The organism is Carnobacterium sp. (assembly GCF_040274945.1).
GTDB lineage: Bacteria > Bacillota > Bacilli > Lactobacillales > Carnobacteriaceae > Carnobacterium_B.
Genome location: NZ_JBEMAR010000001.1, coordinates 225083 through 248327, shown reverse-complemented (window position 1 = coordinate 248327; position 23245 = coordinate 225083). Strand labels below are relative to the sequence as shown.

General features: G+C 35.5%; 22 protein-coding genes. 19 read left to right on the top strand and 3 right to left on the bottom strand.

Annotated features, from left to right (window positions below; genetic code table 11):
- Positions 1-22 precede the first annotated feature (22 nt).
- The 11 genes from ftsY (at position 23) to ABS916_RS01140 (ending at position 8726) form a co-directional block, all read left to right on the top strand.
- Complete coding sequence (ftsY, locus tag ABS916_RS01190) at positions 23-1021, top strand: signal recognition particle-docking protein FtsY (RefSeq protein ID WP_350450173.1); 999 nt, start codon at positions 23-25, stop codon at positions 1019-1021.
- A gap of 172 nt (positions 1022-1193) precedes the next feature.
- The gene (locus ABS916_RS01185) at positions 1194-3083 is read left to right on the top strand and encodes a PTS transporter subunit EIIC (protein ID WP_350450172.1); all 1890 of its coding nucleotides are present in this window, start codon (positions 1194-1196) and stop codon (positions 3081-3083) included.
- A 261-nt stretch (positions 3084-3344) separates the two neighbouring features.
- The gene (locus ABS916_RS01180) at positions 3345-3689 is read left to right on the top strand and encodes a putative DNA-binding protein (RefSeq protein WP_089974827.1); all 345 of its coding nucleotides are present in this window, start codon (positions 3345-3347) and stop codon (positions 3687-3689) included.
- A 17-nt stretch (positions 3690-3706) separates the two neighbouring features.
- On the top strand, positions 3707-5134 hold the full coding sequence (gene ffh, locus ABS916_RS01175) for a signal recognition particle protein (protein WP_350450171.1): 1428 nt from the start codon (positions 3707-3709) through the stop codon (positions 5132-5134).
- A gap of 125 nt (positions 5135-5259) precedes the next feature.
- Positions 5260-5532, top strand: a complete 273-nt coding sequence (gene rpsP, locus ABS916_RS01170; protein WP_013710630.1) for a 30S ribosomal protein S16 — start codon at positions 5260-5262, stop codon at positions 5530-5532.
- Between the two features lie 14 nt (positions 5533-5546).
- The gene (gene khpA, locus ABS916_RS01165) at positions 5547-5789 is read left to right on the top strand and encodes an RNA-binding protein KhpA (protein ID WP_035022574.1); all 243 of its coding nucleotides are present in this window, start codon (positions 5547-5549) and stop codon (positions 5787-5789) included.
- Positions 5790-5911: 122 nt separating this feature from the next.
- Positions 5912-6427, top strand: a complete 516-nt coding sequence (gene rimM / locus ABS916_RS01160) for a ribosome maturation factor RimM (protein WP_035022576.1) — start codon at positions 5912-5914, stop codon at positions 6425-6427.
- Positions 6427-7176: a tRNA (guanosine(37)-N1)-methyltransferase TrmD gene (gene trmD / locus ABS916_RS01155; protein WP_350450170.1), complete on the top strand. Its 750-nt coding sequence runs from the start codon at positions 6427-6429 to the stop codon at positions 7174-7176. Before rimM ends, trmD begins: the two co-directional genes overlap by 1 nt.
- A gap of 168 nt (positions 7177-7344) precedes the next feature.
- The gene (rplS, locus tag ABS916_RS01150; protein WP_013710634.1) at positions 7345-7692 is read left to right on the top strand and encodes a 50S ribosomal protein L19; all 348 of its coding nucleotides are present in this window, start codon (positions 7345-7347) and stop codon (positions 7690-7692) included.
- Positions 7693-7830: 138 nt separating this feature from the next.
- Positions 7831-8262, top strand: a complete 432-nt coding sequence (locus ABS916_RS01145) for a hypothetical protein (RefSeq protein ID WP_035022582.1) — start codon at positions 7831-7833, stop codon at positions 8260-8262.
- 41 nt (positions 8263-8303) lie between these two features.
- Entirely contained in the window at positions 8304-8726 is a 423-nt protein-coding gene (locus ABS916_RS01140; RefSeq protein WP_089974836.1) for an OsmC family protein, read from the top strand.
- A gap of 75 nt (positions 8727-8801) precedes the next feature.
- Here ABS916_RS01140 and ABS916_RS01135 read toward each other — a convergent pair whose 3' ends face one another.
- Positions 8802-9293 (bottom strand): YajQ family cyclic di-GMP-binding protein, encoded by a 492-nt coding sequence (locus tag ABS916_RS01135; protein WP_350450169.1) that lies wholly within the window; start codon positions 9291-9293, stop codon positions 8802-8804.
- A gap of 166 nt (positions 9294-9459) precedes the next feature.
- Between ABS916_RS01135 and ABS916_RS01130 the strand changes: the two genes are divergently transcribed.
- Positions 9460-10356 (top strand): YitT family protein, encoded by an 897-nt coding sequence (locus ABS916_RS01130; RefSeq protein ID WP_350450168.1) that lies wholly within the window; start codon positions 9460-9462, stop codon positions 10354-10356.
- Between the two features lie 68 nt (positions 10357-10424).
- Here the strand turns inward: ABS916_RS01130 and ABS916_RS01125 are convergent, their stop codons facing one another.
- Positions 10425-11237, bottom strand: a complete 813-nt coding sequence (locus tag ABS916_RS01125) for a Cof-type HAD-IIB family hydrolase (protein WP_350450167.1) — start codon at positions 11235-11237, stop codon at positions 10425-10427.
- Positions 11238-11372: 135 nt separating this feature from the next.
- Between ABS916_RS01125 and ABS916_RS01120 the strand changes: the two genes are divergently transcribed.
- From ABS916_RS01120 to clpB, 3 genes are all read left to right on the top strand, one after another.
- Complete coding sequence (locus ABS916_RS01120; RefSeq protein ID WP_350450166.1) at positions 11373-12134, top strand: prolyl oligopeptidase family serine peptidase; 762 nt, start codon at positions 11373-11375, stop codon at positions 12132-12134.
- Positions 12135-12219: 85 nt separating this feature from the next.
- Positions 12220-12549 carry a metal-sulfur cluster assembly factor gene (locus tag ABS916_RS01115; protein ID WP_350450165.1) on the top strand — a complete coding sequence of 110 codons (330 nt, stop codon included), beginning with the start codon at positions 12220-12222 and terminating at the stop codon, positions 12547-12549.
- A 170-nt stretch (positions 12550-12719) separates the two neighbouring features.
- Positions 12720-15332, top strand: a complete 2613-nt coding sequence (gene clpB / locus ABS916_RS01110; RefSeq protein ID WP_350450164.1) for an ATP-dependent chaperone ClpB — start codon at positions 12720-12722, stop codon at positions 15330-15332.
- A 47-nt stretch (positions 15333-15379) separates the two neighbouring features.
- Here clpB and ABS916_RS01105 read toward each other — a convergent pair whose 3' ends face one another.
- A complete protein-coding gene (locus ABS916_RS01105; protein WP_350450163.1) occupies positions 15380-15568 on the bottom strand; it encodes a YjzD family protein in 189 nt (62 codons plus the stop codon).
- 197 nt (positions 15569-15765) lie between these two features.
- Here ABS916_RS01105 and dnaE point away from each other — a divergent pair, with 197 nt between their 5' ends.
- From dnaE to ABS916_RS01085, 4 genes are all read left to right on the top strand, one after another.
- Entirely contained in the window at positions 15766-19104 is a 3339-nt protein-coding gene (dnaE, locus tag ABS916_RS01100; protein ID WP_350450162.1) for a DNA polymerase III subunit alpha, read from the top strand.
- A 217-nt stretch (positions 19105-19321) separates the two neighbouring features.
- Positions 19322-20284, top strand: coding sequence for a 6-phosphofructokinase (pfkA, locus tag ABS916_RS01095; protein ID WP_350450161.1), 963 nt, complete (start codon positions 19322-19324; stop codon positions 20282-20284).
- 59 nt (positions 20285-20343) lie between these two features.
- A complete protein-coding gene (pyk, locus tag ABS916_RS01090; protein ID WP_350450160.1) occupies positions 20344-22101 on the top strand; it encodes a pyruvate kinase in 1758 nt (585 codons plus the stop codon).
- Between the two features lie 225 nt (positions 22102-22326).
- Positions 22327-23235: a CvfB family protein gene (locus ABS916_RS01085; protein ID WP_350450159.1), complete on the top strand. Its 909-nt coding sequence runs from the start codon at positions 22327-22329 to the stop codon at positions 23233-23235.
- The last annotated feature ends 10 nt before the right edge of the window (positions 23236-23245 follow it).

Below are 23245 nucleotides of genomic sequence, written 5' to 3'. Positions count from 1 at the left end.
TGCCAAGAAAAGAGGGTGTATAATGGGATTATTCGACAAAATCAAAAAAGCTTTTACAGGTGAAGAGAAAGTTGAAACCACAGAAGTAACCGAAAAGTATGAAAAAGGTCTTGAGAAAACGAGGAAAACATTTTCTCAACGCATGAATGAATTGTTTGCTAATTTTAGAACAGTCGATGAAGACTTCTTTGATGAACTTGAGGAAGTTTTAATTGGGGCAGATGTTGGTTTTGAAGCGACAATGGAAATCACAGACGCTTTACGCCAAGAAGTAAAATTGAAAAATGCAAAAGCTTCAAATGAGGTTCAACAAGTTATTATTGAAAAAATGGTTGAAATTTATGAAAAAGGGAACACTGAAAAACCTGAAGTTCTTATCAATCCTGATGGTTTAACGGTGATTCTGATGGTTGGCGTAAACGGTGTAGGGAAAACTACAACAATTGGCAAGATGGCGCATCTTTACCAACAAGAAGGAAAAAAAGTACTCTTAGCAGCTGGCGATACTTTCAGAGCTGGTGCGATAGAACAATTGCATGTTTGGGGTGAGCGTGTTGGCGTAGAAGTAGTCAGTGGTAAAGCTGGCGGAGATCCAGCAGCTGTAGTGTTTGATGCGATTAAAGAAGCTAAACAGCAACAAGCGGATATTTTATTCGTAGATACAGCTGGACGTTTACAAAATAAAGTAAACCTTATGAATGAGTTAGAAAAAATGAAACGTATTATAGAACGTGAAATACCAGGTGGTCCACATGAGGTATTACTTGTATTAGATGCCACAACTGGACAAAATGCGATGAACCAAGCCAAACAGTTTAAACAAACGACCAATGTAACTGGAATCGTGTTAACTAAATTAGATGGTACAGCAAAAGGTGGAATTGTTTTAGCTATTCGTAAAGAGTTGGATATTCCTGTGAAATTTGTTGGATTAGGTGAAAGTATGGATGACTTGCAGCTATTTGATCCAAATGAATACATTTATGGATTATTCAGCGAATTAATTCAAAATTCGATTTAATAAAATTTTTATAGAGCAGCCTTTTAAGTAAAATTAAAAGGTTGCTCTTTTTTTCTCGAACGTGTGTGCGTTTACATTTTGAAACTGGTTCACCAATATGATAGTATTGCAAAGTATGCTGTTATTTTACATTCATACAAGCACTTATTTTAGATTTTAAGGAGGAAAAAAAGTGAAAGATAAAATTTTTGAAGGGCTGCAAAAAATGGGTAAAACCTTTATGCTGCCTATTGCATTGCTTCCAGTAGCAGGTTTGCTATTAGGAATAGGGTCATCTTTTACTGGAGATTCATTTGTAAGTCTATATGACTTAGAGTGGTTACTAGGGGAAGGTACTGTTTTATACGGTATTTTAACAGTATTAAAAGATTGTGGTACGATCGTGTTTGATAATTTACCACTGCTCTTTGCAGTTGGGGTTGCTTTAGGAATGGCTAAAGCTGCTAAAGAGGTTGCGGCTTTATCAGCTGTTGTAGCGTACTTTATGATGTATGCATCTTTAACAAGTACCATAACGAACTTTGGAAATATAGAAAAATTGCAACAAACACCGGGATTAATTGCTTCGGTACTTAGTTTTGATGCAACAATGAATACAGGTGTATTTGGCGGAATCATTATGGGATTGATCGTTGCTGCCTTGCACAATCGCTTTTATAAAATTGAATTACCAGACGCTTTATCGTTCTTTTCTGGAACGCGTTTCATACCAATCGTATCAGCATTTGCAGCTGTAATCGTAGGGATGATTCTTGCATTTGTCTGGCCATATGCTGGTGCAGGTATTGCATGGTTAGGTTCAGTTGTAGCTGAACTTGGGTACATTGGAACATTCTTGTACGGTTTTATTTATCGTGCATTGATTCCATTAGGTTTACATCATGTGTTTTATCTTCCTTTCTGGCAGACAGCACTTGGAGGAACAGCTGAAATTAATGGAACAATTGTTGAAGGAGCTCAAAACATCGTCTTCTCACAATTATCTAATGGACAAGTTGTTGATCCTGAAGCAGCAAAATTCTTCTCTGGATTATTTCCGTTCATGATTTTCGGATTCCCAGCAGCAGCTTTTGCAATGTACCAAACGGCTAAACCAGAACGAAAAAAAGACGTTAAGGGACTTATGATGTCTTCTTCACTAACGTCAATTTTTACAGGAATCACAGAACCGCTTGAATTTTCATTCTTATTTGCTTCACCTTTCTTATACTTCGGAGTACATTGTGTATTAGCTGCATTCTCATTTGTAATTATGCACTTCTTGAATGTTGGAGTAGGGTTAACTTTCTCAGGTGGCTTACTTGACTTTGTATTGTATGGTATCTTACCAGGACAAGGAATAACCAACTGGATACCAGTTGTCTTAGTAGGAATTGTTTATGCGCTAGTTTACTATTTTGTTTTCCGTTTCTTTATTACAAAATTCGATTTGAAAACACCAGGTCGCGAAGATGAAGTAGCTGAAACAAAAATGTATACAAAAGCAGATTACCAAGCTAAAAAAGCTGGCGGAACTACATCTAATGAACCCGTTCAAGATGAAATGTCACATGATATTATAGAAGGACTGGGTGGAAAAGCAAATTTAGTCGATGTTGACAATTGTGCAACACGCTTAAGAGTAACGATCAAAGATGGTCAGTTGGTTGATCAAGCTAAGTTAAAATCAACTGGTGCAGCTGGAGTCGTTGTAAAAGGAAATAGTGCCCAAGTTATTTATGGACCAAAAGTTTCAAATATTAAATCAAATATAGATGAATATTTAGCTAGCTCAACAAGTAACGCATCTGCATCTCCTGTTAAACCTTCTAATCCTGCTGATGAAATGTCTGCAGATATTATTGAAGGACTTGGCGGAGAAGAAAATTTAATCGATGTTGACAATTGTGCAACACGCTTAAGAGTTACTGTTAAAGATGGTCAATTAGTTGATCAAGCTAAATTAAAATCAACTGGTGCAGCTGGAGTTGTTGTCAAAGGCACTAGTGCTCAAGTCATTTATGGACCAAAAGTAGCAAACATTAAATCAAATATTGAAGAATACCGTAATGGTAAGCTTTAATATGCTTTTTAAGTAATTAAACTAGTGAAGAACTCCTTTAACGGACAGTGATTGTCTTGCCGTTAAAGGGGTTCTTTTTGTGCATTATGCAATGACCTTATAAAATAGTATTTAAAAACAGTGAAAATGACTAAATGGATTAAAGAAATGTTTGTAAAAACAAGACAAACTATTGATTATTTAGGCAAAAACAGGTACGCTATTAAGGTGTGTAAACGTGTTTTCCTTGACAGTTGTTAAGCAGAGAAAGAAGGGTTACGATTGGAAATTGAAAAAACAAATCAAATGAACGCCTTGTTCGATTTCTATGGCTCTTTATTGACTGATAAACAAAAAAGTTATATGCAATTATATTATGCAGACGATTTTTCTCTGGGTGAGATTGCAGAAGAATTTGAAGTTAGTCGTCAAGCAATTTATGATAACATCAGGCGAACTGAAAACAGCTTAATTGAGTATGAAAAAAAGCTACATTTATTGGAAGATTTCAATACAACAAAGGCCGTCATAGAGGATATGTCAAGTTACATCAAAAGTCATTATCCAAAAGATGAGGTATTAGAACAGTTTATTGAGTTATTAAAAAAAGACAGAGATGAGAAATAAAGGAATGGTGAAGTAGAATGGCATTTGAAGGTTTAACTGAACGTCTCCAAAATGCGATGACAAAAATGCGTCGCAAAGGGAAAGTATCAGAAGCTGATGTAAAAGAAATGATGAGAGAAGTACGTTTAGCCTTATTAGAAGCTGACGTTAACTTTAAAGTTGTAAAAGATTTTGTTAAAACGGTGAGTGTTCGTGCAGTAGGTTCTGAAGTATTGGACAGCCTTTCTCCTGGACAACAAGTAATTAAAATTGTTAATGAAGAATTGACCGAGTTGATGGGTGGAGAACAAGCCACGATTCAAACAGCACCTAAAGCACCTACAGTTGTTATGATGGTTGGTTTGCAAGGAGCAGGTAAAACGACTACAGCTGGTAAATTAGCTAGCTATTTACGCAAAAATCAAAACAAACGCCCTTTATTGATTGCTGCCGATATTTATCGTCCAGCAGCCATTCAACAATTAGAAACCATTGGTAAGCAATTAGACGTTCCTGTATTCTCTATGGGAGATCAAGTCAGTCCAGTTGAAATTGCAAGACAAGGAATCGAAAAAGCAAAAGCAGAACACTTAGATTTCGTGTTGATCGATACTGCTGGTCGTTTACAAATTGATGAAACATTGATGCAAGAGTTAAGCGATATTAAAGAAACAACACAGCCAACAGAAATTTTCTTAGTTGTTGATGCAATGACTGGTCAAGAAGCTGCAAATGTTGCTTCATCTTTTAATGAACAATTAGATATCACCGGTGTCATCTTAACGAAATTAGATGGAGATACTCGTGGAGGAGCAGCCCTTTCTATCCGTGCTGTCACTGGTAAACCTATCAAATTTACAGGTTCTGGTGAAAAACTAGATGCTTTAGAACCATTCTACCCAGAGCGTATGGCTAACCGTATTTTAGGTATGGGAGATATGCTAACTCTGATTGAAAAGGCTCAAGAAGATTTTGACGAAAAGAAATCAGAAGAAATGATGACAAAATTACGTGAAAATAGTTTTGACTTCAATGATTTCATTGAACAAATGGATCAAGTCAGCAATATGGGGCCGATGGAAGACATTTTAAAAATGATTCCAGGCATGAGCAATGTTCCTGGATTAGATAAACTTCAAATCGATCCAAAAGATACTGCTCGAATGAAAGCTATTGTTTTGTCTATGACACCGCAAGAGAGAGAAAATCCTGATCTTTTATCTCAAAGCCGACGTCGCAGGATTGCTCGAGGATCAGCTCGTCCAATAGCCGAAGTCAATCGATTGATCAAGCAATTTAATGAATCGAAAAAAATGATGAGTCAAATGTCTAAAGGAAATATGAACGGTATGGAAAATCTATTTGGACAAGGTGCAAAAGGCAAGCTTGGAAAAATGGCTATGAATTCTATGGTTCGTAAAAACAAGAAAAAAATGAAGAAAAAGAATAAAAAAAGTCGCAAATAATATCTTGAAATAGTAAATAACTACTTTATAAAAAAAAAACAAGCTGTAAAGAAAAAACACTTTACAAGCTATAAATAAACTGGTAAACTACTTATTGTGAGATAGTTAATGGAGGTGTAAGAAATATGGCAGTAAAAATTCGTTTAAAACGCATGGGATCTAAAAGAAATCCTTTTTACCGTATCGTAGTTGCAGATTCACGTTCTCCACGTGATGGACGTTTCATCGAAACTGTAGGAACATACAACCCAGTTGTTAATCCAGCAGAAGTAAAAGTGGACGAAGAAGCAGTATTAAAATGGTTAGCTAATGGTGCTCAACCTTCTGATACAATTCGTAACATCCTTTCAAAAGAAGGCATTATGAAAAAATTCCATGAATCAAAAAACATTAAATAAAAAGGATGTTTTCTATGGCTGACATAAAAGATTTAATTCTTACAGTTGTAAGTCCTCTTGTAAGTCATCCTGATGAGTTGACAATTGATGTAGTAGAAACTGAAGAGTTTTTAGAATATCAATTGTCTGTTCACCCTGATGATGTTGGACGAGTAATTGGAAAAAAAGGTCGCGTAGCAAAAGCTATTCGTACAATTGTTTACAGTGTTAGAGTTCTTGGACCCAAACGTGTAAGATTGACAATTGCCAATAGCTAAATTCCGGAAAAGAAATCATTTCTTCAATAAGAGATGGTTTCTTTTTTTATAAATGATTTTATTAGACATCCAGCTAAATAGATACTTAAATGAAAAAAATTAATTGTAAATGAGGGAACGCAATGAAAACATTGTACAATGTAGGAAAAATTGTTAACACACAAGGGATAAAAGGTGAAGTTCGAGTTATTTCAAAAACTGACTTTCCCGAAGAAAGATACAAAAAAGGGTCTACGTTATCCTTATTTCAAGATGGTAAGTTAGTAACGGATTTAACTGTTGCAAGCCATCGTAAACACAAGAATTTTGATATCCTATCTTTTGAAAATCACCCAAATATCAATGATGTAGAAAAATACCGTGATGGCATATTGAAAGTTAGCGAAGACCGTTTAACAGAATTGCCAAAAAATGAATTCTATTTGCATCAAATAGTTGGATTGACTGTACAGGATGAAGAAAAAAGTGTCATTGGTAAAATCAGCGAAGTGATGTCTCCAGGTGCTAATGATGTATGGGTAATTGAACGTCCGAAAAAGAAAGATCTCTTGATTCCGTATATTGAAGAGGTCGTATTAGAGGTTGATCTAGAAAACCAAATGGTAACGATTCATATGATGGAAGGGCTAGATGATTAATGAAAATTGATGTTTTAACATTGTTTCCACGAATGTTTCAAGGACCATTGACCGAATCCATTATTGGAAAAGCAATTGATAAAGACCTGCTACAAGTAAATGTGATGAATTTTAGAGATTATACAGATAACAAGCACCAGAATGTAGATGATTATCCGTATGGCGGCGGTGCAGGAATGTTATTAAAAGCGCAGCCTATTTTTGCTGCCATAGATGCAATCAATGAACAGGCGCCTGATACTAAAAAGCGAGTGATCTTACTAGATCCTGCGGGTGTTCCGTTTACTCAAACGGTAGCGGAAGAACTATCAGAAGAAGAACATCTAGTATTTATTTGTGGCCATTATGAAGGTTATGATGAACGAATTCGGACATTGGTAACGGATGAAATTTCGCTAGGCGATTATGTTTTAACTGGTGGAGAACTAGGGGCTATGGTGATGATCGACGCGACGGTACGCTTATTACCAGAAGTTTTAGGAAATGATCAATCAGCTAAAACGGACTCACATTCCACTGGATTATTGGAACATCCTCAATATACTAGACCTGCTGAGTACCGTGGTATGAAAGTTCCTGATGTGATCATTAGCGGAAATCATAAAAAAATAAAAGAGTGGCAAGACAAAGAATCAATCAGACGTACAATGGAAAGACGTCCAGATATGCTTGAAAACGTCTCATTATCAGCTGAACAACAAAAATATTTAGAAGAACTAAAAATAGAAAAAGCAGTTTCTAAAGAATAAAGAAACCAAGTTTATCAGAGTTTTTTCTGAGAAATAAGGAAATTTACTTTACACCCTTTAGTGCTTATGTTAGAATTATTTGGTGAGCGGGTAAAGCCTGCCATTAAAACGATGTTCCGCTGTATCCATATGTGATATATGAAGGTTTGTTGGAAGGAGAAAAACATAATGAGTAATTTAATTGAATCAATCACTAACGAACAATTACGTGAAGACATCCCAGCTTTCCGTCCAGGAGATACTGTACGTGTTCATGCTAAAATCGTTGAGGGTACTAGAGAACGTATCCAATTATTTGAAGGTGTTGTAATCAAACGCCGTGGTGCTGGAGTTAGCGAAACTTACACAGTTCGTAAAATTTCTAATGGAATCGGCGTTGAACGTACATTCCCATTACACTCACCACGTGTTGCTCAAATCGAAGTTGTTCGCTTTGGTAAAGTACGTCGTGCTAAATTGTACTACTTACGTGCATTACACGGTAAAGCAGCTCGTATTAAAGAAATCCGTCGTTAAGATGAATTTTTTAAGTTCTAACTCTCTTGAGTTAGAACTTTTTTTGTTTTCTTAAATACGCTGTTAATTATGAATAGAGTACGTTATAATTGAAAATGAAAAAGCGATTAGAACTTAAAAAAAGTGGGGTATAGTAGAGTGAATAAAGCATTAGTAAACTTTGAAGCCATCTTGAAGGCGAAGCATGTGCCTTTAGCTAAAAAAGAAATAAAAAATGGACAAATTTTGTATAATGGTAAATTTAAACTGAATGATCAACAAGCTTTGCCATTTGGGGTTGTTTTTGATAATAAAGAAGAAGGCATCATTGATTTTCAAATTGTGTACCATAAACTAGCTTATGTAACAAACTTTGATGCAAAACAAAAAGTGTTAGAAGTTTTAAATGAATTAAATGAAATGAAAACAGGTTACTATCGTGTTTGTCTTGCTGGAGATGGGGAAATTTATATGAGACTTCTTTCACGGACAACAGAAGATGTAAGAGCAGCTTATGAAATGATGATCGTAGGATCAACAATCGCTAAAAGTATTCTTCCTAAAATAGAAGAAGCTGTAGGGAAAAAATAGATTCAATAGAATCGTTATCATGAAAAGAGAGTAGGGATTTCATGAAAGACCGCAAACCGTTATTTCATGCTGAGATAGTTAACGAAACAGGCGTGAATGGTCAAGCATTTGTAAAAAATGGCGGACTGAATGTTAAACTGTCCAGTCCCTTAAGTGATGAGGAAGGTACGAATCCTGAAGAATTACTTGGATTATCGTTTAGTACATGCCTTAATGCTACGATTCAATCCTTGCTAAAAGCAAGAGGAAAAGAGAATGAAAGCCGCGTTGAAGTTCATGTTGACTATATGCGTGAACCTAGTGGAATCGGATTTTTCTTTAATGTAGAAGCTTTTGCAAAAATTGAGGGACTACCTTTTGAAGAAAGCGAAAAAATCGTAGAAGAAGCTGAAAATCGTTGTCCTGTATCTAAATTATTGGCAGGAAGCCAGACAGTTTCTGTAACAGCAGTTGAACAATTTTAAATAAAAAACGCTAAAAAGACCTTCAAGTTCATATTTGAAGGTCTTTTGTATTTTACTCACTAAAAAGGTGTTGCACTATCTGTAATTGATAAATTGCAAATCAATTGGGAGATCTGTATCTCTTAATAGAGCAATAACTTGTTGTAGATCATCACGATTTTTACCGGTTACTCGTATTTGATCGTCTTGTATTTGAGTTTTAACTTTAATACCAGATTTTTTAATCAGTTGAGTAATCGTTTTTGCGTGTTCTTTATCGATTCCATTAATTAAGTCAGCGAATTGACGAACATTTCCACCAAAAGCTTTTTCAGTTGCAGAATAGTGGAGATTTCTTGTGGGAACGCCTCTTTTAACTAATTTGTTAGACAATACGTCTTTTACTTGCTCTAATTTGAAATCATCATCTGAAATTAAAACCAATTTTTCTTTTTCTAATTTGATCTCGCTAATGGTACCTTTAAAATCAAAACGATTGGCGATTTCTTTTGTTGCCAACTGGATGGAATTTTTTATCTCTTCCATATTCATTTCTGAAACGATATCAAAACTTGCTTCTTTTGCCATAATTATTTCCTCCTTCTACATTGTGCTCTTAAATTGTACCACAAAGACGTGTGCAGGAGAAGGAAACGGATACAAATGAGAGCGTAATGAATAAAACTATTTTTTGCTTTCTTTATAAAGAAAAACTTGTTATCCTTGTTTGATTAAGTAAGTAGGGAGTTGCAAAATGACAAAATTAAAAACACCAAATTTTTGGATCGAACACGCAAAAAAAATCTTTTTTATCTTCTTTGCAGCTATTACAAGTGCAGTGGCATTAAATAATTTTTTAATACCTTCTAACATTTATGCTGCTGGTATTAATGGAACTTCGCAATTATTATCAGATGTTCTTAGCAACAATTCAGGAATTGTCATTGATACAGGTGTCTTGATCCTTGTGTTTAATATTCCAATTGCAATCCTTGGATGGTTTAAAGTAGGAAGAAATTTCACATTATATAGTTTTTTGACCTCTATTTTGATTTCGATGTTTACAGTTATCTTGCCCATTAACCCGCTGAGTACAGACCCAATGATGAATGCTTTATTTGGAGGTATCATTAGTGGAGCCGGAATTGGATTTGCTTTGAAATACGGTTTTTCAACTGGTGGAATGGATATTATCTCAATGGTGTTAGCTAAAACAACTGGGAGATCAATTGGAACCTTAACGTTTGCCATGAATTTGCTGATTGTTTCGTCAGCCGGCTTCTTATACGGATGGGAATATGCACTGTATACATTGGTATCGATTTACGTCATGACTAAAGTGATTGATACGATTCATACTAGTCATCAAAAAGTGACGGCCATGATCGTGACCAATGAACCAGATGCTTTAGTAAAAGTCATTCACGAAAAGTTAATCAGAGGTATCACCATTATTCCTGCAAAAGGAGCTTATTCAGGAATGGATCGTTCTATTTTAATGGTGGTAATCACTCGCTACGAGATGTATGAACTTGAACAAGCGGTCAGAGAAGCAGATGCTTCAGCGTTTGTTAATTTCATGGAGACGAATAAGGTGTTAGGTGAGTTTTGGAGTTCTGATCGACAAAAAGAATCTCAATTAAAAAAATAAAGTAAGACAAGGAACCATTCAGATTGAATGACTCCTTGTCTTTTTTTACGTTTAATTAAGGTAAGAAATTAGACTAATTTAAAGTAATTTTCTAAATAATGAGCCAAACCTTCTTCGTTATTGGTTTTCTCTGTTACATCATTTGAAATTTGTTTTAAAGAATCGATTCCATTTTTCATTACTACGCCATGACCTGCATACTGAATCATTTCATAGTCATTGTCTTCATCACCAAAAGCAATAATATCTTTTTGATTGATACCATATACTTGAGCAATGCGCTCGACACCCAATGCTTTTTGTACACCTGCTGCTACGATTTCTAAACAAGGTGTTTGTCCGCCCCAAGTTCTAATTTCGACTGAATCGCCATAACGAGCTGAAATTTTTTCAATGATATAAGCTTGGTTTTCTTTATCCGTAAATACACAAACAGCAGTAGGGTCTTCTTTTAAACTAGAAGATGTAAGTTTTGAAGCGCCTTTTTTTCCTTCTGGAAAGAAATCGCTATAAGGAACGAAATAGTTATCCGCAAAAACCGTATCTCTAAGTTCAGCTGCAATTAAATGGATATCTAACTCTTTTTTTAAAGTCAGCATATCTAAGGCAATTTCACGATCTAATGTTTTGTGGTATTGTGATTCCCAATTTAATTGGTCTGGCAAATGACACAACGCTCCATTAAAGTTAACCATGGGCGTTTCCATACCTAATTGAGTATAAAACTGTTTGCTGTTTCTATAAGGTCTGCCGGTTACGATTGAAACAAGGTGACCCGCATTTCTTAAAGTTGTTAAAACATTTTGTGTTCTTACTGAAATTTCTGAACGATTATTCAGGGTGGTGCCATCTAAATCAAGAGCAATTAATTTTTTATTCATCAAAATCCTCCGACTATTCTTCATTTGTCTTTATAAAAGCTTCTATGTTTCTTTTATGCTACACTTACTGCAAGAACCTTTACGAATAGTGTACCACAAAGTCTATGAGAATAAATATAGAAAGAGGTTAGATAGATGATAACGGTAAAACAAGAGAATGTGAATGGCATCCCTATATTAGAAGTTGTTTCAACAGAAAGTATAAATGAAACTTTACCAACTGTTGTTTTCTATCATGGGTGGACAAATTTTAAAGAAAGCTCTTTAGTCCATGGGTATGAAATTGCTAAAAAAGGATTCAGAGTATTGATCCCTGAAGCTTATTTACATGGAGAAAGAAGTCAAGGAGCACCAGTAAACGAAAGAAGTATGGAATTTTGGGATGTTGTCCAACATAGTCTAGTGGAATTTCCATCCATCATCGACCATTATGTAAAGGCGGGATTAACAGATCAAAATCGCATAGGTGTGTCTGGCCTTTCTATGGGCGGCGTAACAACTTCAGCTTTATTGACACAATATCCTTGGATAAAAACAGCGGTTGTCTTGATGGGAAGTCCTGCACCGATTCCGTTTTCTAAATGGTTATTGACATCTAAATGGCAACAAGGGGTCGAAATCGATTTTGAGTCAGAACAATTTGCTCCTGCTATCGAATCGTTAAAAGCTATTTCACTCGATTTACAACCTGAAAAAATTGATGGTAAATTTGTTCATTTCTGGCATGATGAAGATGATGATTTAGTACCTTATCAACCAACTTTTGATTTTTATAAAAAAATAAAAGATCAAGATTATGGACAACATGTGAGTTTTACAACGACGGAAGGACATGGTCATCATGTCCCTTATATGATTTCGGTTGAAACAGCTGAATATTTCAATAAACATTTATAAAAAAATCACAATCTCTCGTTGAAATGATTTACTTCACCTCTTATAAGAGGTAAAATAAAGTCAAAAATGAGAAGGTGGTTACCCAATGGAACCAACTAGTGAAAATCAAATAGAAGAGCTTAAAGGATGCATAATGACAGATTTAGAACAAGTTATCGATCCAGAACTGAACATTGACATTGTCAATCTAGGGTTAGTTTACGCTATTGAACTAATGGATGAAAATCACTGTGTGATAAAGTTAACGTTAACAACAATGGGCTGTCCATTAGCAGATACCATTACTAATGATATTATGACAGCTATGCAATCAATCTCTAAAATTACTTCAACCGAAGTTAAGCTAGTCTGGTACCCTGCTTGGGATACCAGCAGAATGAGCCGTTATGCAAGAATTGCATTAGGCGTTAGATAAAGAAAAGTTTACTCTACAAAAGTTAGAGTAAACTTTTTTAACTCTAGTAATTGGAAGTAAGTTCTATTCCCATAAGTCCGAAAAATGAGTATGAAAATTCAATCATTTTTGTTTGACCTTTACTGACTAATTGAATATAATAAGGTTAGAAAAATCAAGGAGGGGTTCCAATGGATATAGAAAAAATGACCACAACAATGCAGCAAACTCTTGGTGAAGCTCAAAGTATTGCCGTAACGAGAAAGCATCAAGAAATTGATCTTCTCCATTTATGGAAAGTGTTTTTGACTCCTGACCATTTTGCACGTGGACTTTATCAATCTCTCGGAATCGATACAGATGATTTTGAATTTTTTGTAGACCAAGAATTAGACAATTACCCAACTGTGGAAGGCTCAAATGTTCAATATGGACAAGGAATGAGCCAAAATTTATTTCGATTGCTAACGGAAGCTGATACTTTAAGGGCTGAATTTCAAGATGATTTCCTTTCAACCGAAATTGTTTTGCTAGCACTTATGAAATTAAAGAACCACAGTTTAACAAAGTATTTAACCAAAAATGGATTAACTGAAAAGGCATTAAAAGCTGAAATTGAAAAAATAAGAGGAGGAGATCGCGTGACCTCACAAAACCAAGAAGAAACCTATCAAGCACTTGAAAAATATGGAACTGATTTGGTCAAGGCGGTAAGAAGCGGAGACCAAGATCCAGTCATTGGAAGAGATGATGAAATTCGTGATGTGATTCGTATTTTATCTCGTAAAACAAAGAATAATCCTGTATTGATTGGAGAACCTGGTGTCGGTAAAACAGCTATAGTAGAAGGGTTAGCTCAACGAATTGTTCGAAAAGACGTTCCCGAAAATTTAAAAGGAAAAACTATTTTTTCATTAGATATGGGCGCGTTGATTGCAGGAGCTAAATACCGTGGTGAATTTGAAGAACGTTTAAAAGCCGTCTTAAAAGAAGTGAAAAAAAGTGAAGGACAAATCATCTTATTTATTGATGAAATCCACACTATTGTAGGTGCCGGTAAAACAGAAGGCAGCATGGATGCAGGAAATCTATTGAAGCCTATGTTAGCTCGTGGCGAATTGCACTGTATTGGTGCAACCACACTAGATGAATACAGGAAATACATGGAAACGGATAAAGCGCTTGAAAGACGCTTCCAGAAAGTGCTCGTTGATGAGCCAACGGTAGAAGAGACCATCAGTATTTTAAGGGGATTAAAAGAACGTTTTGAAATTCACCATAGTGTAAATATTCATGATAATGCTTTAGTTGCTGCTGCAACTTTATCTAACCGCTACATTACGGATCGTTTTTTACCGGATAAAGCCATTGATTTGATAGATGAAGCTTGTGCAACGATTCGAGTGGAAATGAATTCACGGCCTACTGAATTGGATCAAGTTTCGCGTCGTTTGATGCAGCTGGAAATCGAAGAAGCAGCGTTGAAAAAAGAGAAAGATGATGCTAGCATCCGAAGATTAGAGATTATTCAAGAAGAATTATCTAATCTACGTGAAGAAGCCAATCAGTTAAAAATGAAATGGGAAACTGAAAAAGAAGAAGTCACTAAATTGCGTAACAAACGTGCTGAAATTGAAAAAGCGCGTCATGAATTAGAAGAAGCTGAAAGTAACTATGACCTAGAACGTGCCGCTGTTTTAAGACATGGGCAAATTCCTGCTTTAGAAAAAGAATTGAAAAAGCTGGAAGAGGAACAATTAGCTGCCCAAGGCAATTCAATCAGACTTGTGCAAGAATCGGTAACGGATGAAGAAATTGCTGTCGTTATTGGTCGAATGACTGGTATTCCTGTTAGTAGATTAGTTAAGGGAGAACGTGAAAAATTGATGCACTTAGATACGTCATTAAGTGAACGCGTTATCGGTCAAGATGAAGCGGTACAAAGTGTATCAGATGCGGTTATCCGAGCTCGAGCTGGCATACAAGATCCTAATCGTCCACTAGGTTCATTCCTGTTTCTAGGACCTACTGGTGTAGGAAAAACCGAATTAGCTAAAGCTTTAGCCGAAAATTTATTTGACTCGCAAGATCATATGGTGCGAATCGATATGAGCGAATATATGGAAAAACATACTGTTTCAAGATTGATAGGAGCACCTCCGGGTTATGTTGGATATGATGAAGGAGGGCAATTAACCGAAGCGGTAAGAAGAAGTCCGTATACTATTGTCTTGTTAGATGAAATTGAAAAAGCTCATCCCGATGTATTTAATATTCTGTTACAAGTATTAGATGATGGACGCCTAACCGATTCTAAAGGCAGAATGGTCGATTTTAAAAATACAGTTTTAATCATGACAAGTAACATTGGTTCTGATCTATTGTTGGAAGGCACAGATGAACATGGTCAAATAAAAGAAGAGACGAAAGAACATGTGATGTCATTGTTAAAAACATCTTTTAAACCAGAGTTCTTAAATCGAATCGATGATACAATTTTATTTGCACCACTTAGCATACAAGTTGTGAAGAAGATTGTTCTCAAATTAGTACACAATTTGTCAGAACGTTTAGCAGAACAAGATATTGAACTGACTATTTCAGATGAGGCACAAATATGGATAGCAGAAAAAGCTTACGATCCTATGTATGGTGCGAGACCATTGAAGAGGTTTATTACTAAGGAAGTGGAAACACCTTTAGCTAAAGGGATCATTTCTGGAGAAATCCCACCAAAATCCAAAGTAACGATTACCTTAAATGAGGATCAATTATCTTACGAGACATTAATTTTAAATGACTAAACAAAAAAAGACATTCATTAGAATGTCTTTTTTTGTTTATATAAAGCTTATTTAGCTGGATGTCCATGTTTTTGATTAGGAAAAGACTTGGCAATTAAAATAACCATAACGCCAATAAATAATCCAATAGCAGATGCTGTAACAAAGTCATACGAGCCGCTTGATAATGAACTACCAATGTAATTGACAGCTTGTCCTATAAGGAATCCCCAAAATAATGTCACTAAATATTTCATGATATAACCTCTCTTCTTTTACACGTTCATTTTAGCACTTTCAAAAACTTTGTAAAGCAAAAGTAAGTAGGAATTTTTTTGATTGTGGGTTACTTTAGGATAATGCGGCAAGAATAAAAAGTTCTTTTTAGAAGGTTTGCGTATCCGAATCTTAGAAGGGTATAATAGATAGTAATGAGTTAGAATGGGGTGACAAAATGTCATTTGTACAATTACAAGTTATTAGTTCTTATAGTTTATTACAAAGTACAACTTCAATTGAAGAATTAGTGGTCAAAGCAAAAGAACGAGGTTATCAAGCGATTGCTTTAACCGACCACAATGTCTTATATGGAATGGTTGACTTTTATAAAATGTGCAAAAAACATCAGATCAAACCCATTTTAGGGTTAACGTTAGATGTTGGCGGTATTGTAAATAGTGAAGAGACGTATTCAATTATTCTATTAGCTAAAAATGCTAAAGGATATGAAAGTTTGATGGCTCTTTCAAGTGAAAAAATGTTACTAGCTGAAAATGAACGCCTTACAATTAAACAAATAAGTCAATACAGTCAAAATTTAATCGCAGTAACACCTGGGGAAAAAGGAGAAGTAGAATCTCTTTTACTTCAAGATGAAAAAAAAGCAGCAGCAACAGTTGTCGAAAAATGGCAAGCGGCTTTTCCTAAGCAACAATTTTATCTTGGCATACAGTTGCATCAAAAACTTAAGGTAATCAAAGATGCAGTAAATGAACTAGCAAATGAAACGGGCACTTTAACAGTTGCTTTGCACGATATTCGGTACATCGATGCAGCTGATGACTTTAGTACTACAGTATTAAGAGCGATCAATAAGGGAGAGATACTCTCCCTTCAACAGGAAACTGAAGTAGGCGAGTATTATTTGCCTGAAAGCACTGAGGTAGAAAAGTTATTTAAAGATAACGGTTTGGAACAGGCTGCTCAACGAACCAACGAGATAGCTGAAATGATTGATGCGGACATATCCTTGCATCAACAATTATTGCCAAAATTTCCTTTACCTAAAGACACAAAGACAACGGAGTTTTTAAAAGAACAGTGCTTAAAAGGTTTAGCAGTGAGAGTGCCTCAATCAGATGAACGATACACAAAGCGATTAAATTATGAATTAGCCGTTATTCAAAAAATGGGGTTTGAAGATTACTTTTTAATTGTGTGGGATGTCATGGCGTATGCTCATAAAGTGAAAATTGTTACAGGTGCAGGTAGAGGTTCAGCAGCTGGATCTTTGGTGGCTTATTTACTAGAAATCACAGACGTTGATCCGATTGAGTACAACTTATTATTTGAACGATTTTTGAATGAAGAAAGGTATACAATGCCTGATATCGATTTGGATTTCCCTGATAATCGACGTGAAGAAATTTTGCTTTATGTAAAAAATAAGTATGGTCAAAATCATGTTGCTCAGATAGCCACTTTCGGAACGTTAGCAGCTAAGATGGCTCTAAAAGATGTAGCAAGAGTATTTGGGTTAAGTCCTTCAGAAGCAAATGTGTGGTCAAAGGCCATTCCCAAAATATTGGGCATCACTTTAGAAAAAGCCTATAAAGAATCAGCAACGCTCAGAAAACTAGTTGAAGAAAATGATAAAAATAGTTTGCTCTTTAAAACAGCCAAAAGAATTGAAGGTTTGCCTCGTCATATATCGACACATGCAGCCGGAATCGTTATCAGTGATAACCCATTAACTCAGTATGTTCCTTTGCAAAAAGGTGGAGGAGAGATTCTATTAACACAATACCCGATGGGAAATGTAGAAGAAATTGGATTGTTAAAAATGGACTTTTTAGGGTTGAAAAATTTAACGATCATTGACAATACGTTAAAATTGGTTCAAAGGGAAACTGGCAAACGATTGGATCTTCTTGTTATTCCTATGCAAGACCAAGAGACTCTGGACTTATTCCGTCAAGCAGATATGGTGGGAATTTTTCAGTTTGAATCGACTGGAATAAAAAACGTTCTTCGTAGATTAGAGCCTTCTTCAATTGAAGATATCGCAGCCGTAAATGCTTTGTACCGTCCAGGTCCAATGGAACAGATCGATACCTTTATTAAAAGGAAAAAAGGTGTTCTTCCCATAGAATACCCTCATGAAAGCTTGTCAGAAATTTTAGCGGTCACTTATGGTGTAATGGTTTATCAAGAACAAGTCATGCAGGTGGCTGCTAAAATGGGTGGATACACTTTAGGTCAAGCGGATATTTTAAGACGAGCGATTGGGAAAAAACAAAAATCCATTATTGATAAAGAGAGACACCATTTTATTTCTGGTGCAAACCAATTAGGATACACTAAAGAAGTGGCCATGCAAGTTTATGATTATATCGAACGATTTGCGAATTATGGGTTTAACCGTTCCCATGCAGTGGCCTACTCGTTCATTGCGTATCAGATGGCCTATTTAAAAGCGCACTACCCGAATTCTTTTTTTGTGGCGCTATTAAATTCAGCCCTAAATAGTTCTGCTAAGATGAAAGAATACATTATTGAAGCAAAGAAAAGGAAAATAAAAGTCATCCCACCTAATATCAATACGAGTTTCAGTGGATTTACATTAACTGAAAATGATATTTTATTTGGTTTCAATTCAATCAAAGGTCTAAGAAGAGATATGATTGTCGAAATGATCCAAAATCGGAAAAACGATGGGAGATATTTAGATTTGATTGATTTTCTCAAAAGATTGGATAAAAAATGGTTGAAGCCAGAATACATTAAACCTTTAATTTACGTAGGAGCATTCGATCAATTTGATTACTCTAGAGGCGCTCTTTTAGCATCGGTTGATGGAATTGTTCAAAGTATAAAAATGAGCGGAAACAATATTGGTTTGTTTGAATTGTTAAAACCTAAATATGAATTTGCTCCAGATCTAACGCTTGAGGAAAAACTAGAAACAGAAGAACAATATTTAGGCACCTATTTGTCAGGTCATCCAACTGAAAAGTATGATCAGCTGAGACAATGGAAACAAGTTGAGTATACGAGCGAGTTGACGGTTGGAAAAACAAGTAGAATTATCGGGATGATAAAAAATGTGCATAAAATCCGCACGAAAAAAGGCGAATCTATGGCTTTCGTAACAATCAGTGACACTTCTGGAGATTGTTCGCTCACACTTTTCCCAACAAAATATCGTCAATTTATTGATCTTCTTAATAATGGAACAATTTTATACGTTTCTGGAAAAGTTGATTCAAAGCGAGAAGATACACCTCAAATGATCGTTAGTCAAATAGAAGATGTTGAGAAAGTAATGGACAGTTATACCACTAAGAAATGTTTTATACGGATACAAGAGGTACAGAATACTAACGATACATTAGAACAAATGAAAAAAATAATGATGAAGGCAAAGGGCAACATACCGGTCGTTCTTTACTATGTACAAACAAATAAAAAAATTGTTTTAGCAGAAGAAAATTGGATCCATGATACCCCCGAGTTGATGGAACAATTGGAAGAACTACTGGGGAAAGAAAATGTTGTGATCAAAAATAGTTAAATATAGGTATTTTTTTAATAAAAACTGATTTTTAAAAAGACAAGACGTTATAAAAATGGTAGAATAGCAGTTGAGCTTATGTTTGTAAGTTTGAACTAAGAGTGATTTGTGCTAGAATATATAAGTGTAATGAGTAAAAAGATTTTTTAGATGATACTAGTTACGAGTTGTTTAGAAGAGCTGTTTACTTTAATCTATTTTATGAGGTGAAGTCAATATGAAACGTATTGCTGTTTTGACAAGTGGTGGAGATGCTCCAGGAATGAATGCAGCTATTCGAGCTGTTGTGCGTAAAGGTCTTTATGAAGGTATGGAAGTATACGGTATTAACTATGGCTATGCTGGTTTGGTGGCAGGTGATATACGTAAATTAACTCGTAGAGATGTAGGTGATAAGATTTCGAGAGGTGGAACTTTTCTTTATTCTGCTCGTTATCCTGAATTTGCTACTGAAGAAGGTCAATTAAAAGGTATTGAACAACTAAATAAATTTGGAATTGAAGGTTTAGTAGTTATTGGCGGAGACGGTTCTTACATGGGTGCTGCTGCGTTAACTAGACACGGCTATCCAACTATAGCTTTACCAGGTACAATCGACAACGATATTCCAGGTACTGATTTCTGTATCGGATTTGATACGGCCATTAATACTGTATTAGATTCTGTTGATAAAATTCGTGATACAGCAACAAGTCACGTGCGTACTTTCATTATTGAAGTTATGGGACGTAATGCAGGAGATATTGCATTATGGACTGGTGTAGCAGGAGGAGCAGAACAAATTATTATTCCTGAAACAGAATTTAATATGGAAGAAATTGCAAGCACGATTCAAAAAGGTCGTGAACGTGGTAAAAAACACAGTATCATTATTTTAGCTGAAGGCGTAATGAACGGAAACGACTTTGCAGATGAATTATCAAAATTTGGTGATTATCAAGCTCGTGTTACGGTTCTAGGACATGTTCAGCGTGGAGGTTCTCCAACTGCTCGTGACCGAGTATTATCAAGTGTTTTTGGTGCGAGAGCTGTTGATTTATTAAAAGTTGGTAAAGGTGGATTATGCATAGGAATCGTAGACAATAAAATTGTTGAAAATGATATTGTTGAAACCTTGAAAACAAAAAAACATATGCCTGATGTTAGCTTATACAAATTAAATCAAGAAATATCTTATTAAACGAATTACAAACTTTAAAAAAATTGTAATAAAAAATTGCTGTTGGGAGAGATAATAGAATGAAAAAAACGAAGATTGTATGTACGATTGGTCCAGCAAGTGAAACAGTTGAACAACTGGTTCAAATGATAGATGCAGGTATGAATGTAGCCCGCTTAAACTTTTCACATGGTGATTTTGAAGAGCATGGTGCGCGTATCAAAAACATTCGCGAAGCCTCAAAACGTACTGGCAAAATGGTAGGAATTCTATTAGATACAAAAGGTCCTGAAATGCGTACGCATAACATGAAAGACGGTCGTGTGGATTTTGAAGCAGGAGACGTTGTTCGTATCTCAATGACAGAAGTTGAAGGAACAAAAGAAAAATTCTCAATCAGTTACCCTGAATTGATCAATGATGTAAACCCTGGAACTCACATCTTATTAGATGATGGTTTAGTGGATCTTGAAGTAACAGACTTAGACCATGCAAATGGTGAAATTGTTGTTTTAGTTAAAAACCCAGGAACATTGAAAAACAAAAAAGGTGTTAACGTACCAGGCGTATCTGTTAACTTACCAGGTATCACTGATAAAGATGCTGCTGATATTCGTTTTGGTTTAGAAAATGATGTTGACTATATTGCTGCAAGTTTCGTACGTCGTGCAAGTGATGTATTAGAAATCACACAAATTCTTGAAGAAGAAAACATGACACACGTTCAAATTATTCCTAAAATTGAAAATCAAGAAGGCGTAGATAACATTGACGAAATCTTGAAAGTTTCAGATGGATTAATGGTTGCACGTGGAGACTTAGGAGTTGAAATTCCTACAGAAGAAGTTCCTATCGTTCAAAAAGCTCTTATCCAAAAATGTAATCAAGCTGGTAAACCAGTTATCACAGCTACACAAATGTTAGACTCAATGCAACAAAACCCACGTCCAACTCGTGCGGAAGCAAGTGACGTTGCAAATGCTATTTTTGATGGTACAGATGCTATTATGCTTTCTGGAGAAACTGCTGCTGGGGATTACCCAATTGAAGCTGTACAAACTATGTCACGCATTGCTATTCGTACAGAAGAAGCATTAGTAAACCAAGATGCATTTGCATTAAAAGCTTACAGCCAAACAGATATGACTGAAGCTATTGGTCAATCAGTAGGACATACTGCTCGTAACTTGAACATTCAAACAATTGTTGCAGCAACAGAATCTGGACATACTGCACGCATGATTGCAAAATACCGTCCAAAAGCTAACATTGTTGCTGTTACGTTTACAGAGCGTCAAATGCGTGGTTTAGCATTAACATGGGGTGTTTCTCCAGTCGTTTCTGAAAAACCTGGTTCAACTGATGATATGTTTAATCTTGCTACTAAAATTGCTCAAGAAACTGGATTTGCTTCTGCAGGAGATTTAATTATCATTACTGCTGGTGTACCAGTTGGAGAACGTGGAACAACTAACTTAATGAAGATCCAATTAATTGGAACTAAATTAGCTAGTGGTCAAGGTGTTGGATCAGATGCTGTTATTGGTAAAGCAACTGTCGCAACAAGTGCTGACGAAGCAAATAAAAATGCTGTTGAAGGTGGAATTTTAGTTGTTAAAACAACAGATAAAGACTACTTGCCAGCAATTGAAAAATCATCAGCTTTAGTAGTAGAACAAGGCGGTTTGACTAGTCATGCAGCTGTTATTGCTATTGCAATGAACATTCCTGTAATTGTGAATGTTGAAAATGCAACAACACTTATTAAAAATGATGAATTAATTACTGTTGACTCACGTCGCGGAATTGTTTACCGTGGAGCTACTACAGCAATCTAATCACAATTAACTAAACAAAACTCTCTTGAGGATTGATTTTAGATCCGATAGGGAGTTTTTTTTTTGAAAAATTTATTATTTAGTTTACATAAAAAAAATATGGTAAACTTGATTTGGGTAAATTGTTCCTTACTTTCCATCTACTTCATTTTCCTATAAAATAAAGTAGATGGATTAGTAGAACAAAAATGCGAAGATTATTTTGAAAATTATGGAGGAAAAAATATGAATCAATCATTAGGAAAAGTTATTACAGGACTTGTCACAGATGTAAACGAAGATGCGTTTTTTGTACAAAAAGATGGAGTAACCTATAAATTAGACAAAGCAGAAGGAATGGAGTACAAACTTGGAGATACCGTAGAAGGTTTTGCTTATATCTCAATGGATAAAGACTTTATGTTGACTCAAGATATACCTAAAGCTCAAGTTGGACATTACGCGTGGGGAACAGTAATAGATACACGTAAAGATTTAGGTGTATTTGTAGATGTAGGTTTACCTGACAAAGAATTAGTTGTTTCACTTGACGAGTTGCCTACGATTAAACAACTGTGGCCTAAAAAAGGTGACCGTTTGTTGATAACAATAAGAGTAGATGATAAAGACCGTATGTGGGGAGAACTGGCAAGTGATGAAGTCTATCAATCGTTAGCAAAAAAAGGAACAGAAGAATTAATTAATCAAAATATTAAAGGAACAGCTTACCGCCTGAAAATGATTGGAACTTTTATTTTGACAGAAGATAACCAAATTGGATTCATCCATCCTTCAGAACGTAAAGACGAACCTCGTTTAGGAGAAGTTGTATCTGGGCGTGTCATTGGTGTCAGACCAGATGGTGTTATAAATGTGTCTTTAATGCCACGTGCCTATGAAGCTATCGGAGACGATGCTGCAATGTTAATGGCCATTTTAGAAAGAACAAAAACAGGTAGTTTCCCTTATACCGACAAGAGTTCACCAGAAGATATTTCTGATCGATTTGGAATCAGTAAAGGTCAATTTAAGCGTGCTATTGGAAATTTAATGAAACAACGTTTAATTGTACAAGAAGATGGCGAAACAAAACTTGTTGCACCCGTAACTAAAATAGAAAATGAAGAAGATCAAATAGAACTAGACAATGAATAAAGTAAAGAAG

Excerpts from the sequence above, each read along its gene's own strand:
- ftsY (WP_350450173.1), top strand. The coding sequence starts at position 23 with ATGGGATTATTCGACAAAATCAAAAAAGCTTTTACAGGTGAAGAGAAA.
- ffh (WP_350450171.1), top strand. The coding sequence starts at position 3,707 with ATGGCATTTGAAGGTTTAACTGAACGTCTCCAAAATGCGATGACAAAA.
- rpsP (WP_013710630.1), top strand. The coding sequence starts at position 5,260 with ATGGCAGTAAAAATTCGTTTAAAACGCATGGGATCTAAAAGAAATCCT.
- khpA (WP_035022574.1), top strand. The coding sequence starts at position 5,547 with ATGGCTGACATAAAAGATTTAATTCTTACAGTTGTAAGTCCTCTTGTA.
- rimM (WP_035022576.1), top strand. The coding sequence starts at position 5,912 with ATGAAAACATTGTACAATGTAGGAAAAATTGTTAACACACAAGGGATA.
- trmD (WP_350450170.1), top strand. The coding sequence starts at position 6,427 with ATGAAAATTGATGTTTTAACATTGTTTCCACGAATGTTTCAAGGACCA.
- rplS (WP_013710634.1), top strand. The coding sequence starts at position 7,345 with ATGAGTAATTTAATTGAATCAATCACTAACGAACAATTACGTGAAGAC.
- ABS916_RS01140 (WP_089974836.1), top strand. The coding sequence starts at position 8,304 with ATGAAAGACCGCAAACCGTTATTTCATGCTGAGATAGTTAACGAAACA.
- ABS916_RS01135 (WP_350450169.1), bottom strand. The coding sequence starts at position 9,293 with ATGGCAAAAGAAGCAAGTTTTGATATCGTTTCAGAAATGAATATGGAA.
- ABS916_RS01130 (WP_350450168.1), top strand. The coding sequence starts at position 9,460 with ATGACAAAATTAAAAACACCAAATTTTTGGATCGAACACGCAAAAAAA.
- ABS916_RS01125 (WP_350450167.1), bottom strand. The coding sequence starts at position 11,237 with ATGAATAAAAAATTAATTGCTCTTGATTTAGATGGCACCACCCTGAAT.
- ABS916_RS01120 (WP_350450166.1), top strand. The coding sequence starts at position 11,373 with ATGATAACGGTAAAACAAGAGAATGTGAATGGCATCCCTATATTAGAA.
- ABS916_RS01115 (WP_350450165.1), top strand. The coding sequence starts at position 12,220 with ATGGAACCAACTAGTGAAAATCAAATAGAAGAGCTTAAAGGATGCATA.
- clpB (WP_350450164.1), top strand. The coding sequence starts at position 12,720 with ATGGATATAGAAAAAATGACCACAACAATGCAGCAAACTCTTGGTGAA.
- ABS916_RS01105 (WP_350450163.1), bottom strand. The coding sequence starts at position 15,568 with ATGAAATATTTAGTGACATTATTTTGGGGATTCCTTATAGGACAAGCT.
- dnaE (WP_350450162.1), top strand. The coding sequence starts at position 15,766 with ATGTCATTTGTACAATTACAAGTTATTAGTTCTTATAGTTTATTACAA.
- pfkA (WP_350450161.1), top strand. The coding sequence starts at position 19,322 with ATGAAACGTATTGCTGTTTTGACAAGTGGTGGAGATGCTCCAGGAATG.
- pyk (WP_350450160.1), top strand. The coding sequence starts at position 20,344 with ATGAAAAAAACGAAGATTGTATGTACGATTGGTCCAGCAAGTGAAACA.
- ABS916_RS01085 (WP_350450159.1), top strand. The coding sequence starts at position 22,327 with ATGAATCAATCATTAGGAAAAGTTATTACAGGACTTGTCACAGATGTA.